Source organism: Pseudomonas sp. QC2 (assembly GCF_002859085.1).
GTDB classification, from domain to species: Bacteria; Pseudomonadota; Gammaproteobacteria; order Pseudomonadales; family Pseudomonadaceae; genus Aquipseudomonas; species Aquipseudomonas petroselini.
In genome coordinates this window covers 447,850-470,582 of the sequence record NZ_PKKS01000003.1, presented here as the reverse complement: position 1 = coordinate 470,582, position 22,733 = coordinate 447,850, and the positions used below count along the sequence as shown (strand labels likewise).

Below are 22,733 nucleotides of genomic sequence, written 5' to 3'. Positions count from 1 at the left end.
CGTAATCGACAGGAAATGAGTAAGTTCTGGGGCCGATTCTAGAGACGCCAGGCGGTGGCGCAAGACGGCGGCAGAGCAGCAGGAATGGATGTTCACAGGGAAACTTAGTTGAAGAAAACAGCTGCAAACGTTGTGATAACGAGTATTTCGGCGCTATTACGTATGTCATGACTGTCAAACGAGACAGACCGACGCGATGGATATTCGATTGCGCAATCTCGACCTATCTTATGGAAATAAACGATCTAACCGGGCGTACCTAGCGTTCAGTTTCCTTCAACGTTTGCATCAGTTCCTCCGCTTCCGACCCTGGCGGGAGGCGGAAACCGTACATCTCATCCGCCGCCAGGATCTCGCTCAACGCATCGAGCAGTTGCATCTGCGTCGGCGATTCACGCAGCAGTTTGTGTGCGGGCAGTAATAACTCGGAGGAAACACCCTGGACACTCGCTACATCGATCACGGCAAACAGAATAAAGCGCAAACGTATTTCGCGATCCGTAGGCCAAACCGTTTTTAGCTTACCCATGGTGCATGGCCTCCATTTTTCGGAAAAATCCGAGGCTATTGATGACCGCAGGGTGTTTCAAGCACAGGGAAGCAAGATAGGCCGCGTCCTACAGAAGAAAGAGAAATACCGCACCGATCACTCAATGAGGCCACAGGTTCAAGCGTTGTGCTGACGTTGTCGCGTGCCCGTCAAACGGTCATTGCACGGGCAGGAAATTCATCAGCAATAAACTCTGGGCGTAGTTGAGGCCTATGCGTCGATAGCGCTCATCGAGCATCTGGGTCAGCAAGTCGAGGCGCGCAACAATCTTGCCGAACTCCACCGCGAAACTGAGGTTGCTGCCCTCCTCCGAGATCTCATTGGAAAACAACAACAGCACGCCATTCGCATCCTGGCGCTTGCTCAGCAGCCAGGTGGCCTTCTCGATGTTACGCGCGGCGTTGCTGACGAATTCAGGATTGATCGCGTCAGTGATGTAGAACTCGGTACGGCCACCGTGAGCGGTCACGATCATGCTGCCGATGGCATAGATAAACGCCCCGACCCGGTCACCTTTGAATTCAGGGCTCAAGGAGTAACTCAGTGCCGCCAGGTCACGACGCTCCCCCAGCGCCGGAAGGGTTCGACGTTGCTCGATAGCCTGGCGAATCTCGCGGGCCGCGCTCACAGCATCCGGGTAACCCGACTGACGCCACTGGCTGGGGTTTCGCAGATAGAGCTTATTCATCAGCAAATACAGGCTTTGCAGATTGTCACGCATGCCCAGCGTTGCCATGCGATCGACACTGGTCTGGAAGAACTCATCGGGTTTGCCATTGCTGAACTGCTTGGCGATATCCCGGCCCTGTTGCTGGCTGCAACCGCTGGCACAGAGCATTAACGCGGCGGCCAGCAGCAAGGGGCGGCGCATCCGTCGAATGTGCAAACAAGTAAACGTGCGATCCATCGGCACCCGATCTGGTTCATCTGCCCACGCGGGGATCGGCGGGGCTGGGACAAGGATAGAGCCGAGAAATCCCAAAAAGTGCAATGCTGGTGGGGAGATAGTTGTAAGCAGAGACCGCCGGGACGGCGAAAAGACGTATCCGTGACGAATATTTTTTCCAGGGTCTATACTGCTTGTAACAGTTGCGTGTGTTGTCGGCGATTCAGGGTGGCATTTCAACCTTTTAACGGCCTGACACGGTTGCCTACATCGCCCCCGGCATACTCACCAGCAACTGTACTTGAGGGTGACGGCAATGAAACATCCAATTCGAGCACAAATGGTTGTTCAGGTAATTTGCCTGCTTTCGGTGGCACAGCTTTTTTGCTGAGCTAGGTATTACCGCTTTAAAACTCAACCGCAGGCGCGGCGGTGGAAGGTATTGCCTGTGACACACGGGTGAACCGGCCCGACATCCTTTCTGTCGGGCCAGAACATGCACCTACAGCAAGACCGTGGCGAGCATGCCCAAGGCGCCCAGGCAAAAGCCGATCAATGCGCCTCGCCCGGGGATTTCATGGAACAGCGCCCAGATCACCACAGGCTCCAGCAACAATAACGAGGTGACTGAAACCACCGTGACCACCCAGATGTCACCGACCGCCAGATACCCCAGCCAATAAGCACCCAACAGGCAAAGCCCGGCGAAGCACATCACGGCCACCGGAATAATGAACCCCTGCCATGAGCCGTCACCGGCTTGAGCCAGCCTGGCGGTTACCACCTCACTGTAGATTGCACAAAACTCGCCGATAACCATTAACCCTAGAGCAGAAACTCCGAGTAATTCTTTGGACATATCAAAAACTCCTTCGTATTCAACGCACTGTTTTTCAACTCCCAACTGGCGATGCCATTGCTGAGGGTTTCGCTGCACAGATACGAAGCAGCCTTGAACAGGCCTGAATGACCGAAGTGCTTTTGCATGCTCATGTCCTTCAAAAGGGGGTGAATCTCAGCGCCCAGGTAAGGCGCACTTGGTGATCATACGTTCCGACAATCACGGTGAACAACCAGCCCCCCAAAAGCACCGCAGACGCCTGATTGTTTTGGCGTGTTTGTATAGGCTCGCGGCTCTAGCTCTCGACCAAGCGACTGAATTTATTGCGGCACACCTTGTTACAACCATTTGAGCCTGGACATTGCCCCCTTAAGAACTTCGACTGTTTGTTTCAATCCTAATGCCAGGCGTGCTTTAACCCATGAGCGCCTGCTGACAACCCATAGAGGTTCAAAAATGAAAATGACACTACCCGCCCTGGTTTTAGGCGTGATGATTTCGCAAGGAGCGATGGCTGCCGGAGACGGTACAGCCGCTCTCGGAGGCGGCGTTGGTGGTGCACTTGGCAATATCGTAGGCCAGCAGCTTGGCGGCTCGACGGGCGCTGCAGTAGGCGCAGGCTTGGGGGGTGCCGCCGGTGGAGCCGTCGGTGCTCAGAAAGGCAATAGGGCAGAAGCCGCTATAGGGGGTGGGGTTGGGTCTGCAGGTGGATCGCTCATAGGCAATCGCCTCGGCGGCACAACCGGCTCAACTATCGGTGCTGGTCTCGGCGGTGCTGCAGGTGGCGCGCTCGGCAACAACCTGGCGGATGATGAGAGCGGTCATCGATCGGACGGCAAAAAGCACAGAGGCAACAATAAGCACAAACATAAGAACAAGCGCCACTGATAAACCGGGGCTCGACGGGCATGAACGGCATTAAAAATTTGCAGGACTGCCCGCCGCCCCCTTCATGATAGGGCTATGATCAGGCCATCTGAACCTGACGCCCGACGCCCCATGCCCGTTGACCTGCAAGCTCTGTATCCAAAACTGATCCACTTGATGCTGGATACGGTCTTCGTCGTCGATGGCGAAAACCAGATTGTCTTCGTGAGCGATGCCTGCGAGGCACTGCTCGGCTACCGTGCGCAAGAGCTGACAGGCACCCTGATCACTCACTACATGCACCCTGAAGACCTGGCGCGCACCCGCGCCTCCATTGTCCGAGTCATGAACGGGCAACCCCATGTCGACTTCCGCAACCGTTACCTCCGCAAGGATGGCAGCGTCGTGCACATCCTGTGGGCGGCCTTCTGGTCCCAAGAGGTGGGTGCGCGAATTGGTGTCGCGCGAGACATCACCGCCCTCACCCAGGCCGAGGAGGAACTACGCTTCCTCGCCCACCATGATCCGCTGACCGCCCTCACCAACCGCTCACTGTTCAATGCTCGGTTGGACCACGCCCTGCAAACCGCACGCAGTCACAACCACACGCTCGCGTTACTGTTCCTGGACATCAATGACTTCAAGGGCATCAATGACGTGCATGGCCATGCCATGGGTGATCGCGTGCTCTGCGTGATTGCACGACGACTGGAGCGCTGCGTGCGCGAGACCGACCTGGTGGCCCGGATGGGCGGCGATGAATTCACGGTGATGATCACGGATATCCAATCACCGGATGCGGTTGCCGGGAAGGTGGCGCAAATACTTGCGGTCATGGCTGAGCCGCTGGGGGCTGAGTTTGGCGGGGTGAAGATGCCGTCCTGCAGTGTTGGCGTGGCGTTTTATCCGGGGGATGGGGAGGATGCGGATACGTTGCTGAGTCAGGCAGATGGGGAGATGTACCGGATAAAGCGGCAACGATTTGCGACTGAGGGGCGCAGTTAATCGAGGTCGACTGCCTTCCCGACTGATCCATAAACCGATACGCCGCAGATCATCTCCACCTTTCGGATACTGCAGCACCCTCAAGGCAATCAAACCCTTCCGGGGCACCACCTGACCTTTCTAGACCAATTTCTAGACCAAGAAGCGCTCGCGGCGGGCCTGCTGATGTTTGCCTGCATAGCCGGCATCGGCGAAGGCAGCCTGCTTCATCGGCGCTTAACCGTTCGATTCGCGTGAGGCAAGTATTTCACCAGAGAGGGAAGTCTTTTTCAGCGCTTCTTAACCGGCAAAAGACCTACCCTGACGTGGAATCATTATTTGGCTTGGCGAAGCACAAGCTCCGACAGACGAGTCTTAACCCGGAAGCAGAATTCGCGAATTTGAAATTGATAAGCGGGCATAACCATGTAGTTCAAATCAGGACCTAATGAGTCTTTGACTTCCATGTACTTGGCAGTCTTGACCGCAATGGCTTGGTATTCCGCCTCGTATTTAGCGTAAGACGCTTTGTTATAAAGCTTTAAAACATCGATTTCTTTACGGCATTGCTCAGCGCGATTTTGGTTAAGGTTTGTTTCTGATTCTGCCTGAGCGGCCTTCGCAGAGGTGGCGATTGGGGCGTCAGTGCTGGCGTTCGCAGGTACAGCCTCATATCCCGCAGGCGAGTGTGCTGGTGTCGAAGGTGCGACTTCAGAGGGTGATTGCTGAACGACGGCAGGTGGAGCAGCCACTGCAGGTTTTTCTGGGGTTTTCGTAGCGCATCCCGCGAGGGCAAGTCCTACCACTACAACGATGCCACACATTTTATCCATCGGTTTCACCAAGAGGTATTTATGGTTGGCTGAGTCGTTAGGTTCTGGGTAAAAGCAATAACTCGTTCAATGATCGAGTATGAATTTTCTACCAGCCTCAAGGCGCTCAGCCTCTCTTCCTTGAGTGCGCAGGTGAACGATAATAGTAAAAAAACAAAGAGATGACGAGTAAAAGCTCGTCAGAAAAGCCACAAATTTAATGCGGCAATTACTGGGAAGCCAAGCTGCGCACGTACCCTGATTGTGCCGCGTCGCAAGCGGACAATCGCTTTCGCAAACGGCCACGATGAAGTGGGGTGCGGTGCACTTGTATGACGCCGAACTGAAACTATCCGCCGCGCCTGCCTTGGCGACGTGTAACGGACTTACGCATGCTCAATGGAAGACGTCGCGAGGGTAAAAGGGGTGGTCACTCATCTACGGGTGTTCCCTCCACAACCCGCGTTGAGCAAACCCGGCTAGGCAGGCTACCTTCGCTATAGTCGACGCTATTGCCGACCGTACTTCCAGGAGCTTGTACCAGTGTCCGACACGCCGATCAACGTCGCTTACACAAAGCGCTTCAACGCCGTACTCGCCTACATTGATGAGCATCTCGAAGATGATCTGTCGGTGAAGACGTTGAGCCATGTGGCGAATTTTTCGACGTTTCACTTCCATCGCCAATTCACCGCGTTCGTCGGCGTGCCGGTTTCACGTTATGTGCAACTGATGCGGCTACGACGCGCCGCCCATCGCTTGGCCGCCGTCGCGGATCACTCGGTACTGGAGGCGGCACTCGGTGCCGGTTTCGACAGTCCCGAGGCGTTTTGCAGGGCGTTCAAGCGAGCGGTCGGTATGACGCCGAGTGCGTTCAGGAAGGCGCCGAACTGGCAGGTCTGGCATGCGGTGTTCACCATCCCTCATTTTTCCAGGACTATCATCATGCAAGTACGAATCGTGGAGTTCCCCGAAGTCCGGGTCGCAGCGCTTGAACATTGCGGCCCCCCCGGGCTCGTCAATGAGAGCGTGAGCAAGTTCATCGAGTGGCGCATGCAGAGCGGGCAGTCGCCGGTGGCATCGAGTCGCAGCTTTGGCATTCCCTACGGCAACCCCGACACCACGCCAGCAGAAGCATTCCGCTTCGCCATTTGCGGCGAGATTCACGAGGCGGTGGAACCGAATGCGTTCGGCGTGCGCGAACTAGTCATTGCTGGCGGTCGCTGCGTCGTAGTGCGGCACGTGGGGTCACCGGACCACATCGGCGAATCGATCTATCCGATCTACCGCGATTGGCTGCCTGCCAGTGGCGAAGAACTGCGTGATCAGCCACTGTTCTTCCATTACCTGAGCGTGTATCCGCAAACACCACAGGATCAATGGAAAACGGACGTGTATGTCCCGTTGCAATAACGGGTCGAGCTGCTTGTTGAACGTGGCTGACGTTGGCGAGTCTCCGTTCACGGGGATAGCTTTTTGTGAAAAGCTGCAATCGGCCAAAAGTAGACCGTCAGCCATTCCATTGATGAGCCTAAATCCGGCGTCGATTGGCACTGGCATGGGGACTGTCACTTGATTTCGTCCCCACAATTTCGGCGGCTACGTCAAATAGCAAAAGACGATAATCTTCCTCCGACAAACCGAGGTGGGTTGCTGATAAACCTACAAGTAGGTTTTCCCTCTTCCAGGAGCAGGTTACGTTTGGCTCTATCTTGAACTTGAAGGACACCGGCGTATCAGAGGGCAACAAGTCCACCCCTACTCTTTCGCCATCACTCAAGAGATACATCGATAGAGTTTCTCGCTCGCCAAACCGTCATTCTAGAGAACCTATGTCTCCCAGATATTTCTCGTCGTTGAAATAGTATTGGTCGTGCAGCATCACGCTCAGTCGCTTTCCCAAGAGCATAGTGGTGCCGCCACAGGCAGTGGCGAAAATGAGTCACTCAACCTATGTACTATGACTAGCGTGATAGCCGGTAGCGGCAACCAGAACCACTGCGCAAGCTATTGAAATTGAAGGGTTGCAGGCTGGATATGTGTTAGTTTCTGCAGGTTGTGAAATCTTTATCCATCCGATGTGTCAAAAACAGCAACCCTTGGCTTAAAGAATTCTGGTTACCTGCCGCTATAGAGGTTGAGTCTTGCTGTCTTTTCTATACAAGACGAGGGAAAATGCTTTCGCGTCATGGATGTATGACCTAAAGCTACTATCCTTCTGCATCAAGAAGGCACTTGTAGTTAAGGTGCTTACCGAAACGCGGAAGGACAAGAGTTATAGTGATTATCAAAATTAAAGGGATATTTATGAGATTCGCTAAACTGTTCGGGGCAGCAACTCTATTCGCCTCTATGATTGCATCTGCCCAAGCAGGCACCATCGTCACCGTGAAGGTGAAGAACTCTACGACCGGTCCAGCCGCGTACACTTTCGAGTACTTTTCAGGGAGTGTAGCCCCCACCCCAAGTACTATTCTGCCGTCTGCAACGACAACATTTGCCCTGACCAGTGTCGCGGATACGGTTTCAGGAATGCGGTTCGTCTATACGTCAGGTAATAAGAAATGTCGTTTTGCAGCAAGCCACCAAGTCAATCCAACGACTAAAGCCCCTAGCTGGACTAAAATGGGCACTAGCACTGGTTTCGATAACGCTACTTGCAATGCAAATATCACAGCAATTCAATCAGCGCCTCCCTATAACTACACTGTCGAATTTGAAATCAAATAATCCGACATTTGTATAGGAACCCTAGCTGAAGATAGCTCTCGAGCCATCTTCAGCGTATGGAGTATCACCATGGACATTTCGATTAAATCGTATCAAGCAAGTACACAGGCAAAGGTTTCTACACAAGAGAAGCTTCCTTCGTCCAACCCTGTAAATTTACCTTCAGGGGATGCCGCCCTCAAGACGACGGAGACCGTCACAATCTCCGATTCTGCACGGGCACTGTACGCATTAAGTAAGGCTGATGACAAACAAGCCTCTATGTCCAATAGGGATTTAAAAGGACAATATGCAAAAGGTCAGAGCGATATGTACAATTTCGGGCAGCGGATTGCTGGCGGGAATCTTAATAATGAGGATCTACTTCCCAAAACAGACGACCCTGCCCGTTTGGCGTTAGGTCAGCAATCACTGGATTACGCAATTGGGCTTTCTAAACTCCCTCCCGAAAAACTTCCAAACCCATTTGAAGGTATGGCCCGAAACGGGCTAAGCAATATTGTTTATGATGATTCAGGAACCTATACGGATGCAGAACGATATGCCGCTTATGGGGAGCTTAGTAAGCAGGATGAAACATATTTTTCCAAGTTGTACGCCACTATAACGAACGGCGGAGACAACAGTGAAATCTTCAAAGGCATCATGGACTATTTCGATGATCTTCCAGGGGTCGAAAAAGCGGCATACCCTGATGGTTTTAGGGACAGTATAAAAAGTCTTTACCAAGAGCAGTTAGGACAATCGGGGCCGGTCGCCCTTCTCCGGCAATCGACTGAAAACGACGCTGATAAATTGTCACCGAACTTCTTCAACAAGGAACAATCACCGGAGCAGATGTTACAGGCCGTCTTAGAAAAAGCGATTGCTCTTTCGACGGTCTGACCAGCCCAAAGCACTGGTGCAGGAGTTGGGCGTTGAAGTGGAGCGTCAGCAGGATTTCCGGTTTACTCTGCTGGAGATCGCCGACCTTCACTCCATGCCGCAAGAGATTGATGCACGTGAAAGCCACTGGAAAGCCGTGCTAATGACGCGAACATTTGGCTACAACCTCAACTTAGCGCATGTCACTGTCTGGCTGCGCTACCGTCTCAGAAGTCAGGACGCCGAAAGATGCCGCACAGCCGACGCGCTGGGCGCCGCTAGGCCGATCATTGCAGGTATTCCGCCTCAACACCCGCGAAACGCTTGCAGCATGGCGAAGCCCCATTCGCCTGTCAATTTCAGTAACCCACCCTACCCCGTCGGCCCAACACGTCCCACTTAATGCCAACACATCAGTAGGTAGCCAACAAACTGCAGGCAAAAAAAATCCCGCAAAGCCTCCGGCTCGCGGGATTTCTTTATGTGTTTGGCGGGAAACCAGGGATTCGAACCCTGGAGACGCTATTAACGTCCGCCGGTTTTCAAGACCGGTGCATTCAACCACTCTGCCAATTTCCCTTGTGCATCACGAGATTATAATAGCCCATCCCGTCTCAGCGGGCGCCATAATACCCGAATGAAACACACTGTCAAACTCTCGCCATCGCTTGTTACAGAGCGTCTGTTATGATCTTTGCGACTGAACGTTTCAAAACCGAAGGAGTGTCGCCATGCGCGAACAGAATTACGCAGTGAATGGCAACGCGCAGGCTGAGCAGCTTGAAGTCAGCCGCGTGTTGCGCAACACCTATGGCTTGCTCGCCCTTACCCTCGCCTTCAGCGGCGTGATGGCGTTCGTGGCGCAGCAGATGCGCGTCGGCTACCCGAATATCTTTGTCGTGCTGATCGGCTTCTATGGTCTGTTCTTCCTGACCAACAAGCTGCGTGACTCGGCGTGGGGCCTGGTGTCGGCGTTTGCCTTGACCGGTTTCATGGGCTTTATCCTCGGCCCGATCCTCAACCGCTACCTCGGCATGGCCGGTGGGGCGGAAGTGGTCAGTTCGGCGTTTGCCATGACGGCCCTGGTGTTTGGTGGTCTGTCGGCCTACGTGTTGATCACCCGTAAGGACATGAGCTTCCTGGGCGGCTTCATCACCGCGGGCTTCTTCGTGCTGCTGGCGGCCGTGGTCGCAGGCATGTTCTTCCAGATCAGCGGTCTGCAACTGGCGATCAGCGCGGGTTTTGTGCTGTTCTCCTCGGTGTGCATCCTGTTCCAGACCAGTGCGATCATCCACGGCGGTGAGCGTAACTACATCATGGCGACTGTCAGCCTGTATGTGTCGATCTACAACCTGTTCATCAGCCTGTTGCAGATCTTCGGCATCATGAGCCGCGACGACTGATCGCTAGCGCAATAAAAAATGCCCCGCATCGAAAGATACGGGGCATTTTTGTTTCTTACGTATCGAGAGCAGCCGATCAGTACTGGTTGGGCTCCATTTCCAGGTCTACCTTGAAACGCTCTGCAATGTCGCGCTGGATACGCTGGGCCAGGTTGGCGATATCGTGCCCGGTGGCACCGCCGTAGTTGACCAGCACCAGTGCCTGCAGCGTGTGCACCCCGGCATCCCCCTCACGAAAGCCCTTCCAGCCGGCCTTGTCGATCAGCCAGCCGGCCGCGAGCTTCATCTGCCCATCGGCCTGTGGGTATGCCACCAGGTCCGGATACAGCGCCTGCAGTTCAGCCGCCAGCGCCTGGGACACCAATGGATTTTTGAAGAAACTCCCGGCATTGCCCAGCTCTGCCGGGTCCGGGAGTTTTTCCCGACGGATGCTGCAGATGGCCCGGCTGACATCGCTCGGCGTCGCGTCGGTGATGCCCTGGGTTGCCAGGCGCTGCTGCACCGGGCCGTAGTCGAGTGTGAGGTGGCTGGCGCGACTCAGGGCAAAACGCACCCTCAGGATCAGCCAGCGCCCGGTCTCGTGCTTGAACAGGCTGTCACGGTAGGCGAAGTTGCATTCTTCCAGGCTGAAGTCGCGCAGTTCGCCAGTGTGTCGGTCCAGGGCGGTGAGGCCGACGAACACATCCTTGATCTCCACACCGTAGGCGCCGATGTTCTGCATGGGGGCCGCGCCAACGGTGCCGGGGATCAGACTGAGGTTTTCCAGGCCGCAGAACCCCTGTTCCAGGGTCCACAGCACGAACGGGTGCCAGGCTTCACCCGCCTCGGCTTCGACCACCACCTGCGTGCCGTCATCGTGCAGCACACGGATGCCTTTGGTGGCCATGCGCAGCACCAACGCCTGGATGTCCTGGGTCAGCAGCAAGTTGCTGCCACCGCCGATCACCAGCAATGGCACCGCCTGCGCAGCTGAATAGGCCAGGGCCTCACGGACGTCGTCGTCGCTGTGGGCCTCGGCGAATAGCCGGGCACGTACGTCAATGCCAAAGCTGTTGAATGGCTTGAGCGATACCTGCGCAAGCACCTGCAAGGTCATAACCGCCCCTTCAATTCGATCACCAATAAATCACAGGCACGTTCGATCAAGTCCAGGACCCGTTCGAAGCCTTGTTCACCTTCGTAATACGGGTCGGGGACTTCGTCCACTTCAGCCTCGTAGCGGCGCAGGAACAGGTCCAGCTCCGCCTTGCCCTGCGCCGGCTGCATGGCCTTGAGGTTGCGCAGGTTGCTGTGGTCCATGGCCAGGATCAGGTCATAGCGCGCAAAGTCGGCGCGCGAGACCTGCTGGGCCCGCTGGGCCGACAGATCGTAGCCACGCACCAACGCCGCACGCTGGCTGCGTGGGTCCGGCGGGTTGCCGATATGCCATTCGCCGGTACCGGCGGACGCTACGTCGACCTGCCCCGCCAGCCCCGCTTCACGCAATTTATGGCGCAGTACGCCTTCTGCGGTGGGCGAGCGACAGATATTGCCCAGGCAGACAAACAGGACCTCCATCAGGCCCCCAGCAGGCGACGGACGCGCTCAAGGTCTTCCGGGGTGTCGACACCGGCCGGCGGCGCTTCCAGCGCATCGCCAACGTGGATGCGCACGCCGTGCCACAGCGCCCGCAGTTGCTCCAGGGATTCGGTGTTTTCCAACCAGCACGGGCCCCAGCTGACGAAATCATGCAGGAAACCGGCGCGGTAGGCGTATATGCCGATATGGCGGCGGTAGGGCACGCCTTCCGGCAACACATCAGGTTGCCTGGCAAACGCATCGCGGGCCCATGGCAAGGTCGAACGGCTGAATGTCAGCGCCAGGCCGTTGATGTCGCTGACCACCTTCACCACGTTCGGGTTGAACAGGGTCGCGATGTCTTCGATCGGCTCGGCCAGGGTCGCCATGCGGGCTTCGCCATGGGCTGCCAGGTTGGCGGCTACCTGGTCGATCACGCTCGGCGGGATCAACGGCTCGTCACCCTGCACATTGACCACGATGGCATCGGGCGCGAGGCCAAGTTTTGTGGCGACTTCGGCCAGGCGATCGGTGCCGGAGTTGTGATCTTCACGCGTCAGTACGGCTTCGGCGCCGAAGCCTTGGCAGGCTTCAATGATACGCGGGTCATCGGTGGCCACCACCACGCGCTCGGCGCTGCTTTTGCAGGCCTGTTCCCACACCAGCTGGATCATCGGCTTGTCGCCGATCAGTTGCAGCGGCTTGCCCGGCAGGCGGGTCGACGCATAGCGGGAGGGAATGACAACGGTAAAGGCTGTGGTCATTTATCCAGGCGCTCATCGGTGGTCAGGGTGCGGGCTTCGCTTTCGAGCATCACCGGGATGCCATCACGGATCGGGTAAGCCAGGCCGGCGCCTTTGCTGATCAGCTCGGTTTTGTCGGCGCTGAGCTTGAGCGGGCCTTTGCAGATCGGGCAAGCGAGGATATCGAGCAGTTTGGTGTCCATGAGTGTTTCCTGGAAAGAAGCGGTTTAAGGCAAGAGACGGGCAGGCAACAGACGCATCAACTGCGTGTCGAACCAGGCGACGAACGCCGGCGACGGCAGTGCATCCACCGCAAGGTACCACCAGTCGGGCTGGGCAAAGGCGCGGCACTTCACCGCGTCCTTCTCGGTCATGACCAGCGGCAATGACGGCGTAAAATTCAAGACCTCGGCACTGTATGGCGCGTGGTCGGCAAACGCATGGGGTATCGGCTGCCAGTGTAGCGTTTCAAGGGTATTGAAGAAACGTTGCGGGTTGCCGATGCCGGCGACCGCATGCACTTGCTGGCCCGGTGCAAAATGATCGACCGGCTGGCGCTCGCCGGTCTGTAGATTGACCAGCGCGGCGGGCTGCAAGCGAAAGGCAAAACCGTCCTCGCGGTCGCTGGCGGCGCCGTTATAGAGCAGCGCGTCGACACTCTGCAGCCGCTCCACCGGTTCGCGCAACGGCCCTGCCGGCAGGCAACGGCGGTTGCCCAGGCCACGGGCGGCGTCGATCAGCACCAGTTCAAGGTCACGGGCCAGGCGGTAATGCTGCAGGCCGTCGTCGGAGAGAATGAGGTCCAGGGTTTCACTGGCCAGCAGCGCCTTGACCGCACGGCTGCGATCGGGATCGATCATTAGCGGTACACCGCAGCGCTGCACAATCAACAAAGGTTCGTCACCTGCCACGTCAGCGCTGTGGCTGGCTTCGACCCGCCACGGCAACTGTGGTGGCTTAGCGCCATAACCGCGACTGACTACGCCCACGCGCAAGCCACTGCGTCGGCAGTGCTCGATCAACCAGAGGATCAAAGGCGTCTTGCCCGTGCCCCCCACGGTGATATTCCCGACCACCACCACCGGCACCGGCGATTGATAGATCTCGCCCTCACCCGCCAGGAAGCGTGCGCGCTTGCGTTGCACCACCCGGCGATACAGAGATTCCAGCGGCCGCAACAGTGCGAGTGCCGGATGGCCTTCGTACCAGGCCTTGAGCAAACGATCGGACATGGCCATCAGGGTGGGCTCGCCGCCTCGACGGTGGTCATGCGCAGATGGCTGAAGCCGAGCTTGCCGGCGGCATCCATCGCAGTGATCACGGCTTGGTGCTGGGTCTTGCCATCGGCGCTGATGGACAACGGCCGCTGGGTGTCACCGCCGGACTCTTTCTGCAACGCATCCATCAGGCTGGCGAGGTCGTTTTTCTCGAGCAACTGATTGTTCACCGAAAACACCCCGTCAGCGCTGATGGCGATGTCCAGTTGCTTGACTTCCTGGTCTTCGGCCGGCGAGCCGCTCACGGCTTCCGGCAGGTCGACGCGCAGCTCGGTTTGTCGGGTGAAGGTGGTGGTGACGACAAAAAACAGCAGCAGGATAAACACCACGTCGATCAGCGACGCGAGGTTGATATCGACATTTTCCCGTTGCTTGCGGCGAAATTTCACGCTTTGCCCCCAACCAGATCCACGTCACGGTCGCCCTGCACCACTTCCACCAGTTTGATGGCTTCCTGTTCCATACCCACCACCAGTTCATCAATGCGACGCTGCAGGAAACGGTGGAAGAATACCGAAGGAATACCCACCATCAGGCCTGCTGCCGTGGTGATCAGCGCCTTGGAAATACCGCCGGCCAGCACGGCCGCGTTGGTAGTCATGCCGGAGCCCATGAACGAGCTGAAAATATCGATCATGCCCAGTACCGTACCCAGCAAACCGAGCAATGGCGCCATGGCGGCGATGGTGCCGAGGGCGTTGATGTAGCGCTCCAGTTCATGGATGACGCGCGCGGCGGCCTCTTCGATGCACTCTTTCATGATCTCGCGACCATGTTTGGAGTTGGCCAGGCCGGCGGCGAGGATTTCACCCAACGGTGAATTGGCGCGCAGCTCCTTGAGTTTGTCCTTGTCCAACTGCTTGTTCTTGATCCAGGACCAGACCTGCCCCAGCAGATGCTCGGGGGTAACGCGACTGGCACGCAGGGTCCACAGGCGTTCGGCGACGATGCCGAGTGCGGCGATAGAGCTCATGATGATCGGCAACATCATCCAGCCGCCGGATTTGACCAATTCCCACACAGTGAATGTCCCCTCGAAAAAGTGCGCCACTTTACCATATAGGTTCGTCGGCCACAGACCCCATCGGCCGCGGCTGCCAGAGCCTAAGGTAACCGCTCGCGCCAGAACCTGCGTTGACTGCGCGCAACAACCGGTGGTGCGAAAGCGCCCAATTGCACGCGCACAGCACCCTGCTCGGCACTGTCATACACCTGGCTGCCCAACCGCTGGTAGCGCGCCATCACCTGGGGATGCGGATGGCCGAACGCATTACCCCGCCCCCGTGAAATAAGCACGGAAACAGGGGCGAGGCGCTCCAGAAACGCCCACGACGAAGAACTGCGACTGCCATGGTGCGGCGCTTGCAACCATTCAGTGGGCACCGCCAGCGGGGAAGCGAGCATGGCCTGTTCGGCGGCGCGGTCAATGTCGCCGGTCAGCAGCAGGCGCTCGCCATTGGCCTGCACCTGCAACACGCAAGACTTCGGATTGCCACTGATGGCGCCAGGCCACTGCCAGAGTTCGAACGTCACGCCGTCCCAGGTCCAGCGCTCGCCACTGATGCACGGCCGGGTGCCGAGAAACGCCGGCAGCCGGTCGGTTTCTCCACCCACCACGCGCTTGATCGGCAGGCCCTTGGCAATCGCTGCCGCACCACCGGCATGATCGGCGTCGGCGTGGCTGAGCAGCATCAGGTCCAAGGCCGCTACCCCAAGCTTTCGCAACGACGGCAACACCACGCGGGCGCCCAGGTCAAAGGTTCCGGAGCGTGGACCGGCGTCATACAGCAAAGTGTGGTGACGCGTGCGCAAAATCAGCGACTGTCCCTGCCCGACGTCCAGCTGCACGACCTCCACCTGCCCATGGGGCACCCGTTCTTGCGGCGGAAACACCGCCAGTAACAGCATCGGCCAGCCCAGCAGCCGAAACGGCACGCCCTTGGGCAGCAGGAGCAGCACCGCACCGAGCAGACTCACCAGCCAGTAGCCCAGCGGCACCTCGGCCGGGATCCAGGCAGGCATGTACCCGGCCAGCCACGCCAAGCCGTTGAACAAGCCGTCCAGCGCACCGCCCGCCAGCCACAGCAATCCATCACCCACCCACGGCAGCGGCAGCAACGCGGTCCCCAGCAACGCCAGCGGCAATACCACCAGGCTAATCCAGGGCACCGCAACCAGATTAGCGAACGGTGCGCTGAGGCTGATAGGCAGCCCCAGCACCAGCAAGACCGGAAACAACCCGATGGCAATCAACCACTGCGGGCGGGTCCACGCCTGCCAAAGGCTCCACGGTCCCAGCCGTCCGCCAAACGCCAGGACCAGCACAGCCACCGCCGCAAACGACAGCCAGAACCCTGGCTGCAGGCTGGCCAACGGCTCCAGGACCAGCACCGCATTGAGTGCCAGCAGCAATGGCCACCACAGCCCCAGATGCCGGAAGCGCAAGCGCCACAACAACACCAACCCGACCATCACGCAGGCGCGCTGCACCGGCACGCCAAACCCTGCCAGCACGCCGTAACCCAACGCGGCGCTGAACGCCAGGCCGCACGCCCAGGGCAGCCACGGCCAGGTTCGCGGCCAGCAGCCGTAGCGCGCCAACCCGGCGATCAACCCGTAGATCAAGCCTGCGAGCAAACCGATGTGCTGGCCGGAAATGACCAGCAGATGCACGGTGCCGGTGTCCTGCAACACCTGCCAATCGGTAGCGGCCAATCCGGAACCATCGCCCAATACCAGGGCCATCAGGCCGGCTTCCCGGCCCTGGGCATCCACCACCATCAGGCGCTGGCGCACGCTGTCGCGCCAGGCGTGACGGGCATGTGCCAGACGCTCGCCGTCCTTCACCGTACCGGTGGCGCCAATCCGCTGGGCCAGCAGCCAGGCTTCCTGATCAAAACCGTGGAAATTCAGCAACCCGGCCGGTCGCTTGAGGGTGATCGCCAGGCGCCAGCGTTCACCGCTGCGCACCGGCGGCCCGCCACGCCAGGACACCCGGATGCGCGTAGGCAACCGCGCGTTACGTGACCGGCTGTCGGTCAGTACGAAACGCACGCCCTCGCCCGTCTGTTGCGGCAGACCGGTGACCCACCCTTCCACCCAACGCGTCTGGCCGTCCAACGCTGGCCGCAGGCGGTCATCCAGGGCCCACTGTGCGCTGATGCACGCCCAACTCAGCCCCAGCAGGAAAAACGCCAAGGGGTAAGTGCGAAACGGCAACAGCATCAACGCCAGCACCAGCAGGGCGATCAGCCAGCCGGTTGCCGGCAATGCCGGTAGAAAACGCAAGGCCAGCAGCCCCAGCGCAAACGCGAACATCCCTGTCCTCATGAATCATCCTTTTCAAGTGATCCACTCAGTCTTAGCCGAGCACCCAGCGCGGCCTATGATGTTTTGTCACAAAGTCTGAATTTTCTGTTTATAGAATGCGGGCATACTTGCCCCTCGAACTGACCTGGACCCCTTATGCCCCGGCGCTTATTCAAACGGTACATGCCTGATCCCAGCAGTATCCGGGAACACAAGTCATTACAGTTTCTCGGCACGTTGCTGCATGACCCGAACCTCTGGCACCTCAACCGCCACTCGGTCGCACGCGCAATGGCCGTGGGTTTGTTCGCGGCCTTTATCCCGATTCCTTTGCAGATGCTGCTGGCGGCGGTCCTGGCGATCACGGTGCGCGGCAATATGCCCATCGCGGTCAGCCTGGTATGGCTGACGAACCCGATTACCATGCCGGTGGTCTTTATCTGCACCTACATGACCGGCGCCTGGCTGATGAATGTGCCGCCCCGCAGCCTGCCCGATGACCTGACCTGGGAATGGATCAGCGGCCAACTGAGCACCTTATGGCAGCCGTTCCTGCTCGGTTCAGTGGTGTTGGGGCTGGTGCTGGGCGCCCTCGCCTACTGCCTGACCATGGGCTATTGGCGCTGGTGGGTTGCCCATCAGTGGAAAAAGCGCAAACAACGCCGCGCCTAGCAGGCCCGCAAGCGCAACTGCACGCGCAACCCTTGCCCCACACCCTGCGCACTTCGCGCTCGGTGTAGCCGATGGCCTTGAGCTTACGGCGGGTCTGGCTGATGTGCATGCCGAGGCTGCTGTCATGGAGGCATAACCGCGTTGCAGCACGTGCTGATATAGAAAGGCTTTGCTGAGCACTTCTTCGCTGTTGCGATGCAGGTAGGCGGACTGCTGCGGGATTCATTAGTCTCTGCCAGTCATTCTTAATGGCTGATTACTCAATATTCCCCCGCCGCGGCCAATCGCCGCCGGACGCCAATTGGCTTGAAGATTGCCATCTGTCATTAATTTGCAAGATTCCTCACCGCGCAAATGGCTACACTGCGCAGGTGGCGCGGGCCGGATGCCCGCGCAATTCCGTAGATATCAATGTGGTAGCAGGAGAGTGGCGTGCTGACAAGAATGGGGATAAAAGGCCGCGTACTGTTGCTGACGTTATTACCGACCAGCCTGATGGCCTCGCTGTTGGGGGGCTATTTCACCTGGATGCAGCTCTCCGAACTGCAGACCCAACTGCTGCAACGCGGCGAAATGATCGCCGAGCAGTTGGCCCCGCTGGTGGCGCCCGCCCTGAGCGCTCGCAACACCGACCTGCTGGAGCGCATCGCCACCCAGTCCCTGGAGCAGCCGGACGTTCGCGCCGTGTCATTCCTCAGCCCGGACCGCGCATCGCTCGCGCATGCCGGCCCGACCATGCTCAACCAGCCGCCGATCGGCAACAGTTCCCACCTGCTGCAGCGCACCGGCAATGACGCCACCCGCTACTTGCTGCCGGTGTTTGGCCGCCATCGCAACCTCGCCGGCGACCTGATCCCGGATGAGGCCGATCGCCTGCTGGGCTGGGTCGAGGTGGAACTGTCCCACAATGGCATGCTGTTGCGTGGCTATCGCAGCCTGTTCGCCAGCCTGCTGCTGATCGCCATCGGCCTGATCTGCACCGCGGCGCTGGCCTTGCGCATCAGCCGTACGATCAACTCACCGATCGGCCAGATCAAGCAAGCCGTGGCCCAACTCAAGGACGGCAACCTGGAAACCCGCTTGCCACCGCTGGGCAGCCAGGAACTCGACCAGCTCGCCTCAGGCATCAACCGCATGGCCGAGACCCTGCAGAATGCCCAAGAAGAACTGCAACACAGCATCGACCAGGCCACCGAAGACGTGCGCCAGAACCTGGAAACCATCGAGATCCAGAACATCGAGCTGGACCTGGCGCGCAAGGAGGCCCTGGAGGCCAGCCGCATCAAGTCGGAGTTCCTGGCCAACATGAGCCACGAGATCCGCACGCCGCTCAACGGCATCCTCGGCTTTACCCACTTGCTACAGAAGAGCGAACTCACGCCGCGCCAGCTCGATTACCTGGGCACCATCGAAAAATCCGCCGACAACCTGCTGGGCATCATCAACGAAATCCTCGATTTCTCGAAAATCGAAGCCGGCAAGCTGGTGCTCGACAGCATCCCGTTCAACCTGCGGGACTTGCTGCAAGACACCCTGACCATCCTTGCCCCCGCCGCGCATGCCAAGCAGCTGGAACTGGTGAGCCTGGTCTACCGCGACACGCCGCTGGCGCTGGTGGGCGACCCGCTGCGCCTCAAACAGATCCTCACCAACCTGATCAGCAACGCGATCAAGTTCACCCGCGAAGGCACCATCGTCGCCCGGGCGATGATCGAGGACGAGCAGGAAGACAGCGTGCAATTGCGCATCAGCGTGCAAGACACCGGCATCGGCCTGTCCAGCCAGGACGTGCGCGCGCTGTTCCAGGCCTTCAGCCAGGCCGACAACTCACTGTCGCGCCAGCCCGGCGGCACCGGGTTGGGGTTGGTGATCTCCAAGCGCCTGATCGAGCAGATGGGCGGTGAAATCGGCGTCGACAGTACGCCGGGCGAAGGCTCGGAGTTCTGGATCAGCCTGAACCTGCCCAAGACCCGTGACGACGTCGAAGACCTGCCGTCCGCGCCGCTGCTGGGCCATCGCGTGGCCGTGCTGGAAAACCACGAGCTGGCGCGCCAGGCGCTGCAGCATCAACTGGAAGACTGCGGCCTGGAAGTCACGCCGTTCACCAGCCTTGAAAGCCTGACCAACGGCATCACCAGCGCCCACCAAACCGACCAGGCGATTGACCTCGCGGTCCTCGGCGTGACCGCCAATGACATCCCGCCCGAGCGCCTCAACCAGCACTTGTGGGACCTTGAACACCTGGGCTGCAAAGTGCTGGTGCTGTGCCCCACCACCGAACAGATGCTGTTCAACCAATCGGTGCCCAACCCCAACAGCCAGTTGCAGGCCAAGCCGGCGTGCACGCGCAAACTGCGCCGTGCGTTGTCCGACCTGATCAGCCCACGCCCGTCGCGCAGCGAACCGGGCGAGCCGCTCTCCAGCCGGGCGCCGCGCGTGCTGTGCGTGGACGACAACCCGGCGAACCTGCTGCTGGTGCAGACCCTGTTGGAAGACATGGGCGCACGGGTGCGTGCGGTGGAAAGCGGGTATGCAGCCATCGACGCGGTGAAACAGGACACCTTCGACCTGGTGCTGATGGACGTGCAGATGCCCGGCATGGACGGCCGCCAAAGCACCGAGGCGATCCGCCAGTGGGAAAGCGAGCGCAGCGGCACGCCATTGCCGGTGGTTGCCCTTACCGCCCACGCCATGGCTAACGAAAAACGCGCCTTGCTGCAAAGCGGCATGGACGATTACCTGACCAAACCCATCAGCGAGCGGCAACTGGCCCAGGTGGTGTTGAAATGGACCGGCCTGGCCCTGCGCAATCAAGGCCCGGAACGCGCCACCGACGGTCTCGGCCCCGGCGTGCAACTGCCGGTGCTGGATCATGAAGAAGGCTTGCGCCTGGCCGCCGGCAAGGCTGACCTGGCGGCGGATATGCTCGCCATGTTGCTGGCCTCCCTGGAGGCCGATCGCCTGGCCATCACCATTGCCCGCGACGCCAACGACAACAGCGCCCTGATCGAACGTGTGCACCGCCTGCACGGCGCGACCCGTTACTGCGGCGTACCGCAACTGCGCGCCGCCTGCCACCGCGCCGAAACCCTGCTCAAGCAGGACGACGCCAAGGCCCAGCACGCGCTGGACGAGCTGGACATGGCCATTGCCCGGCTGGCGAGTGAAGCGCGGGTTAACGCCTGAATACATTTTATGGGCTTTGGTCAATGTGGGAGCAAGCCCCCTCCCACCATTGATCAGCGTTTGCGACGGATTAATTGCAGGGAGCTTTTTGATGCGCGTCATTTTTTTCAGCAGCCAAACCTACGACCGCGACAGCTTTCTCGGCGAGCCGCTGCCGCCAGGCCTGGCGCTGCAGTTCCAGCCCGCCCGGCTCAACCTCGACACCGTGGCCCTGGCCGAACACCACGAAGTGGTGTGCGCGTTTATCAACGACGACCTCAGCGCCCCGGTGCTGGAACTGTTGACCAAGGGCGGCACGCGGCTGATCGCCCTGCGCTCGGCGGGCTACAACCATGTGGACCTGACCGCCGCCAAGCGCCTGGGCCTGACCATCGTGCGCGTGCCGGCCTATTCGCCCCACGCGGTGGCCGAACACGCGGTCGCGCTGATCCTCGCGCTTAACCGCCGCCTGCACCGCGCCTACAACCGCACCCGCGATGGTGATTTCAGCCTGCATGGCCTCACCGGTTTCGACCTGGTGGGCAAGACCGTCGGCGTGGTCGGTACCGGCCAGATCGGCGCCACCTTCGCCAAGATCATGGCCGGCTTCGGTTGCCAACTGCTCGCCTATGACCCCGTCCCCAATCCGCAGGTCGAGGCCCTGGGCGCACGCTACGTAACCCTGCCCGAATTGCTGGCCCAGGCGCAGATCATCAGCCTGCACTGCCCGCTCACTGCCGACAGCAAACATGTGATCAACGCCCGCTCGCTGGCGCAGATGCAGCCCGGCGCGATGCTGATCAACACCGGCCGCGGCGGGCTGGTCGACACCCCGGCGCTGATCGAGGCGCTCAAGGACGGCCAACTCGGCTACCTCGGGCTGGATGTGTATGAGGAAGAAGCGCAGCTGTTTTTCGAGGACCGCTCCGACCTGCCCCTGCAGGACGACGTCCTCGCGCGCCTGCTGACCTTCCCCACTGTGATCATCACCGCCCACCAGGCGTTTCTCACCCGCGAAGCCCTGGCGGCCATCGCCGGTACCACGTTGGCCAACATTGTCGCCTGGGCCGAGGGCCGGGCGCAGAACCTGGTCGAAGGATGATCAGCGGTCACATACCAGGCTCATGATGAGCCGGCACCCGTGATAGGATGCCGCGCCTATTTGGAGGATCCATGGCCGAACACGATTTCCGCTTCAGTTTGCTGAGCCCGCAACACACCCTGATCGAATGCCGCGCCCTGGTGCCGGGCCGTTACCAGGTGACTGGCAACGGTGGTTCGATCAAGCATGGCGACGTGCTGATCGTCACCCTGCGCGGCAGTAAAACCCTGTCGATGCGCCTCACCGTCGAAGGTGACGCGCGCTACTCCATCCGCCCGGCGGGCCAGTGGGTCGCGATGGCCCAGGGGCCGAAGTTCGGCGAGTTGGAGATTCACACCTGGAAGGTCAACTGCGACAGCTGCGATGCGGTGTTGGAGTTCGAATTTGCGGTGGAAACCAAGCTGACCAAAGCGCCGCTGCAACCGGCCGCCAATGCGCGGATCGCCGAGTTGGGCTGGGCCAGCGAGGGCGACAAGCACCGCTGCCCTAAATGCCAGAAGGCCGCACAATGAAAGGCCTGCTTCTGCTCGCCGCCGTCGGTGCGGCCTTGACGGGCTGTGCCGGGGACTCGGTCAAGCTCAAGCAGGATCACAGCTACGTGGTGGAATGGATTGGCGAACGGCCGCTGATGGATTACGCGCACCTGACCGTCACCCTCGGCGCCGATGGCCGCGCCTACGGCAATGGCGGCTGCAACCATTGGTTTGCGCCGTACACCCTGGAGGGCGACACGCTCAGCTTCGGCAAGATCGGCAGCACTCGCAAACTCTGCGGCGAAGCCCTGATGGAACAGGAACACCGCTTCTTCCAGGCCCTGCAAGGCGTGCAGCGCTGGGACATCTCGCCGATCGAACAGACGCGGTTCTGGCCGGCCGAAGGCAAGCCGATTCGCCTGTGGCTCGAAGAAGGCTGATGTTCCCAATCTATGGATTGATGGAAGCTAAATGTGGGAGGGGGCAAGCCCCTCCCAC

General features: G+C 59.4%; 23 protein-coding genes, 1 tRNA gene and 2 pseudogenes. 11 read left to right on the top strand and 15 right to left on the bottom strand.

The features are described 5' to 3' along the window. Positions 1–259: 259 nt before the first annotated feature. From QCBJ_RS03700 to QCBJ_RS03690, 3 genes are all read right to left on the bottom strand, one after another. On the bottom strand, positions 260–529 hold the full coding sequence (locus QCBJ_RS03700) for a hypothetical protein (protein ID WP_012724893.1): 270 nt from the start codon (positions 527–529) through the stop codon (positions 260–262). Positions 530–707: 178 nt separating this feature from the next. Then, complete coding sequence (locus tag QCBJ_RS03695; RefSeq protein ID WP_371916649.1) at positions 708–1,421, bottom strand: hypothetical protein; 714 nt, start codon at positions 1,419–1,421, stop codon at positions 708–710. Between the two features lie 517 nt (positions 1,422–1,938). After that, positions 1,939–2,256, bottom strand: a complete 318-nt coding sequence (locus QCBJ_RS03690; RefSeq protein ID WP_177410643.1) for a hypothetical protein — start codon at positions 2,254–2,256, stop codon at positions 1,939–1,941. A gap of 513 nt (positions 2,257–2,769) precedes the next feature. On the opposite strand from QCBJ_RS03690, the gene QCBJ_RS30290 reads away from it, so the two are divergent. Together QCBJ_RS30290 and QCBJ_RS03680 are read left to right on the top strand one after the other, a co-directional pair. Continuing rightward, a complete protein-coding gene (locus QCBJ_RS30290) occupies positions 2,770–3,165 on the top strand; it encodes a glycine zipper domain-containing protein (protein ID WP_370636064.1) in 396 nt (131 codons plus the stop codon). Positions 3,166–3,276: 111 nt separating this feature from the next. Continuing rightward, positions 3,277–4,149: a sensor domain-containing diguanylate cyclase gene (locus QCBJ_RS03680; RefSeq protein WP_102060150.1), complete on the top strand. Its 873-nt coding sequence runs from the start codon at positions 3,277–3,279 to the stop codon at positions 4,147–4,149. A 57-nt stretch (positions 4,150–4,206) separates the two neighbouring features. Here QCBJ_RS03680 and QCBJ_RS30285 read toward each other — a convergent pair. Both QCBJ_RS30285 and QCBJ_RS30280 read right to left on the bottom strand, forming a co-directional pair. Then, positions 4,207–4,359 (bottom strand): annotated as a pseudogene (locus QCBJ_RS30285) (IS5/IS1182 family transposase); the annotation flags it as partial. Positions 4,360–4,463: 104 nt separating this feature from the next. Then, positions 4,464–4,961, bottom strand: a complete 498-nt coding sequence (locus QCBJ_RS30280) for a hypothetical protein (RefSeq protein ID WP_256581449.1) — start codon at positions 4,959–4,961, stop codon at positions 4,464–4,466. Positions 4,962–5,483: 522 nt separating this feature from the next. On the opposite strand from QCBJ_RS30280, the gene QCBJ_RS03670 reads away from it, so the two are divergent. The 3 genes from QCBJ_RS03670 (at position 5,484) to QCBJ_RS03655 (ending at position 8,555) form a co-directional block, all read left to right on the top strand. Continuing rightward, the gene (locus tag QCBJ_RS03670) at positions 5,484–6,353 is read left to right on the top strand and encodes a GyrI-like domain-containing protein (protein ID WP_102060149.1); all 870 of its coding nucleotides are present in this window, start codon (positions 5,484–5,486) and stop codon (positions 6,351–6,353) included. 867 nt (positions 6,354–7,220) lie between these two features. Further along, positions 7,221–7,670 carry a hypothetical protein gene (locus tag QCBJ_RS03660; RefSeq protein ID WP_080943311.1) on the top strand — a complete coding sequence of 150 codons (450 nt, stop codon included), beginning with the start codon at positions 7,221–7,223 and terminating at the stop codon, positions 7,668–7,670. A gap of 69 nt (positions 7,671–7,739) precedes the next feature. Beyond that, complete coding sequence (locus tag QCBJ_RS03655; protein ID WP_102060148.1) at positions 7,740–8,555, top strand: hypothetical protein; 816 nt, start codon at positions 7,740–7,742, stop codon at positions 8,553–8,555. 467 nt (positions 8,556–9,022) lie between these two features. Here QCBJ_RS03655 and QCBJ_RS03650 read toward each other — a convergent pair. Continuing rightward, a tRNA-Ser gene (locus QCBJ_RS03650) sits at positions 9,023–9,113 on the bottom strand. A 152-nt stretch (positions 9,114–9,265) separates the two neighbouring features. On the opposite strand from QCBJ_RS03650, the gene QCBJ_RS03645 reads away from it, so the two are divergent. Further along, positions 9,266–9,937 (top strand): Bax inhibitor-1/YccA family protein, encoded by a 672-nt coding sequence (locus QCBJ_RS03645; RefSeq protein WP_003174664.1) that lies wholly within the window; start codon positions 9,266–9,268, stop codon positions 9,935–9,937. Positions 9,938–10,013: 76 nt separating this feature from the next. On the opposite strand, the gene murB is transcribed toward QCBJ_RS03645, so the two are convergent. The 8 genes from murB to QCBJ_RS03605 form a co-directional block, all read right to left on the bottom strand. Continuing rightward, entirely contained in the window at positions 10,014–11,033 is a 1,020-nt protein-coding gene (gene murB, locus QCBJ_RS03640; protein ID WP_102060147.1) for a UDP-N-acetylmuramate dehydrogenase, read from the bottom strand. Further along, positions 11,030–11,494 (bottom strand): low molecular weight protein-tyrosine-phosphatase, encoded by a 465-nt coding sequence (locus QCBJ_RS03635; protein ID WP_012724907.1) that lies wholly within the window; start codon positions 11,492–11,494, stop codon positions 11,030–11,032. The genes murB and QCBJ_RS03635 overlap by 4 nt, the downstream gene beginning before the upstream one ends. Next, positions 11,494–12,258 (bottom strand): 3-deoxy-manno-octulosonate cytidylyltransferase, encoded by a 765-nt coding sequence (gene kdsB / locus QCBJ_RS03630; RefSeq protein WP_064055417.1) that lies wholly within the window; start codon positions 12,256–12,258, stop codon positions 11,494–11,496. The genes QCBJ_RS03635 and kdsB overlap by 1 nt, the downstream gene beginning before the upstream one ends. After that, entirely contained in the window at positions 12,255–12,440 is a 186-nt protein-coding gene (locus QCBJ_RS03625) for a Trm112 family protein (protein ID WP_003174668.1), read from the bottom strand. The genes kdsB and QCBJ_RS03625 overlap by 4 nt, the downstream gene beginning before the upstream one ends. Before the next feature lie 24 nt (positions 12,441–12,464). Next, positions 12,465–13,475, bottom strand: a complete 1,011-nt coding sequence (gene lpxK / locus QCBJ_RS03620) for a tetraacyldisaccharide 4'-kinase (RefSeq protein ID WP_102060146.1) — start codon at positions 13,473–13,475, stop codon at positions 12,465–12,467. After that, positions 13,475–13,903: a biopolymer transporter ExbD gene (locus QCBJ_RS03615; protein ID WP_012724910.1), complete on the bottom strand. Its 429-nt coding sequence runs from the start codon at positions 13,901–13,903 to the stop codon at positions 13,475–13,477. The genes lpxK and QCBJ_RS03615 overlap by 1 nt, the downstream gene beginning before the upstream one ends. Continuing rightward, complete coding sequence (locus QCBJ_RS03610) at positions 13,900–14,535, bottom strand: MotA/TolQ/ExbB proton channel family protein (protein ID WP_012724911.1); 636 nt, start codon at positions 14,533–14,535, stop codon at positions 13,900–13,902. Before QCBJ_RS03610 ends, QCBJ_RS03615 begins: the two co-directional genes overlap by 4 nt. 83 nt (positions 14,536–14,618) lie before the next feature. Next, positions 14,619–16,844, bottom strand: a complete 2,226-nt coding sequence (locus QCBJ_RS03605) for a DNA internalization-related competence protein ComEC/Rec2 (protein ID WP_102060145.1) — start codon at positions 16,842–16,844, stop codon at positions 14,619–14,621. A 135-nt stretch (positions 16,845–16,979) separates the two neighbouring features. Between QCBJ_RS03605 and QCBJ_RS03600 the strand changes: the two genes are divergently transcribed. Then, positions 16,980–17,495, top strand: a complete 516-nt coding sequence (locus tag QCBJ_RS03600; RefSeq protein ID WP_012724913.1) for a DUF2062 domain-containing protein — start codon at positions 16,980–16,982, stop codon at positions 17,493–17,495. Positions 17,496–17,511: 16 nt separating this feature from the next. Here the strand turns inward: QCBJ_RS03600 and QCBJ_RS03595 are convergent. Further along, positions 17,512–17,696 (bottom strand): annotated as a pseudogene (locus QCBJ_RS03595) (helix-turn-helix domain-containing protein); the annotation flags it as partial. Between the two features lie 231 nt (positions 17,697–17,927). On the opposite strand from QCBJ_RS03595, the gene QCBJ_RS03590 reads away from it, so the two are divergent. The 4 genes from QCBJ_RS03590 (at position 17,928) to QCBJ_RS03575 (ending at position 22,675) form a co-directional block, all read left to right on the top strand. Further along, a complete protein-coding gene (locus QCBJ_RS03590) occupies positions 17,928–20,681 on the top strand; it encodes a response regulator (RefSeq protein ID WP_046035508.1) in 2,754 nt (917 codons plus the stop codon). Positions 20,682–20,772: 91 nt separating this feature from the next. Then, entirely contained in the window at positions 20,773–21,762 is a 990-nt protein-coding gene (locus tag QCBJ_RS03585) for a 2-hydroxyacid dehydrogenase (protein ID WP_102060144.1), read from the top strand. Positions 21,763–21,833: 71 nt separating this feature from the next. Further along, positions 21,834–22,274, top strand: coding sequence for a hypothetical protein (locus tag QCBJ_RS03580; RefSeq protein ID WP_046035510.1), 441 nt, complete (start codon positions 21,834–21,836; stop codon positions 22,272–22,274). After that, complete coding sequence (locus tag QCBJ_RS03575) at positions 22,271–22,675, top strand: META domain-containing protein (protein ID WP_064055409.1); 405 nt, start codon at positions 22,271–22,273, stop codon at positions 22,673–22,675. The genes QCBJ_RS03580 and QCBJ_RS03575 overlap by 4 nt, the downstream gene beginning before the upstream one ends. Positions 22,676–22,733: the final 58 nt, after the last annotated feature.

Excerpts from the sequence above, each read along its gene's own strand:
- QCBJ_RS30280 (WP_256581449.1), bottom strand. The coding sequence starts at position 4,961 with ATGGATAAAATGTGTGGCATCGTTGTAGTGGTAGGACTTGCCCTCGCG.
- kdsB (WP_064055417.1), bottom strand. The coding sequence starts at position 12,258 with ATGACCACAGCCTTTACCGTTGTCATTCCCTCCCGCTATGCGTCGACC.
- QCBJ_RS03625 (WP_003174668.1), bottom strand. The coding sequence starts at position 12,440 with ATGGACACCAAACTGCTCGATATCCTCGCTTGCCCGATCTGCAAAGGC.
- QCBJ_RS03635 (WP_012724907.1), bottom strand. The coding sequence starts at position 11,494 with ATGGAGGTCCTGTTTGTCTGCCTGGGCAATATCTGTCGCTCGCCCACC.
- QCBJ_RS03695 (WP_371916649.1), bottom strand. The coding sequence starts at position 1,421 with ATGCGCCGCCCCTTGCTGCTGGCCGCCGCGTTAATGCTCTGTGCCAGC.
- QCBJ_RS03645 (WP_003174664.1), top strand. The coding sequence starts at position 9,266 with ATGCGCGAACAGAATTACGCAGTGAATGGCAACGCGCAGGCTGAGCAG.
- QCBJ_RS03655 (WP_102060148.1), top strand. The coding sequence starts at position 7,740 with ATGGACATTTCGATTAAATCGTATCAAGCAAGTACACAGGCAAAGGTT.
- QCBJ_RS03600 (WP_012724913.1), top strand. The coding sequence starts at position 16,980 with ATGCCCCGGCGCTTATTCAAACGGTACATGCCTGATCCCAGCAGTATC.
- QCBJ_RS03700 (WP_012724893.1), bottom strand. The coding sequence starts at position 529 with ATGGGTAAGCTAAAAACGGTTTGGCCTACGGATCGCGAAATACGTTTG.
- QCBJ_RS03680 (WP_102060150.1), top strand. The coding sequence starts at position 3,277 with ATGCCCGTTGACCTGCAAGCTCTGTATCCAAAACTGATCCACTTGATG.
- QCBJ_RS30290 (WP_370636064.1), top strand. The coding sequence starts at position 2,770 with ATGATTTCGCAAGGAGCGATGGCTGCCGGAGACGGTACAGCCGCTCTC.
- QCBJ_RS03575 (WP_064055409.1), top strand. The coding sequence starts at position 22,271 with ATGAAAGGCCTGCTTCTGCTCGCCGCCGTCGGTGCGGCCTTGACGGGC.
- QCBJ_RS03605 (WP_102060145.1), bottom strand. The coding sequence starts at position 16,844 with ATGAGGACAGGGATGTTCGCGTTTGCGCTGGGGCTGCTGGCCTTGCGT.
- lpxK (WP_102060146.1), bottom strand. The coding sequence starts at position 13,475 with ATGGCCATGTCCGATCGTTTGCTCAAGGCCTGGTACGAAGGCCATCCG.
- QCBJ_RS03690 (WP_177410643.1), bottom strand. The coding sequence starts at position 2,256 with ATGGTTATCGGCGAGTTTTGTGCAATCTACAGTGAGGTGGTAACCGCC.
- QCBJ_RS03585 (WP_102060144.1), top strand. The coding sequence starts at position 20,773 with ATGCGCGTCATTTTTTTCAGCAGCCAAACCTACGACCGCGACAGCTTT.
- QCBJ_RS03580 (WP_046035510.1), top strand. The coding sequence starts at position 21,834 with ATGGCCGAACACGATTTCCGCTTCAGTTTGCTGAGCCCGCAACACACC.
- murB (WP_102060147.1), bottom strand. The coding sequence starts at position 11,033 with ATGACCTTGCAGGTGCTTGCGCAGGTATCGCTCAAGCCATTCAACAGC.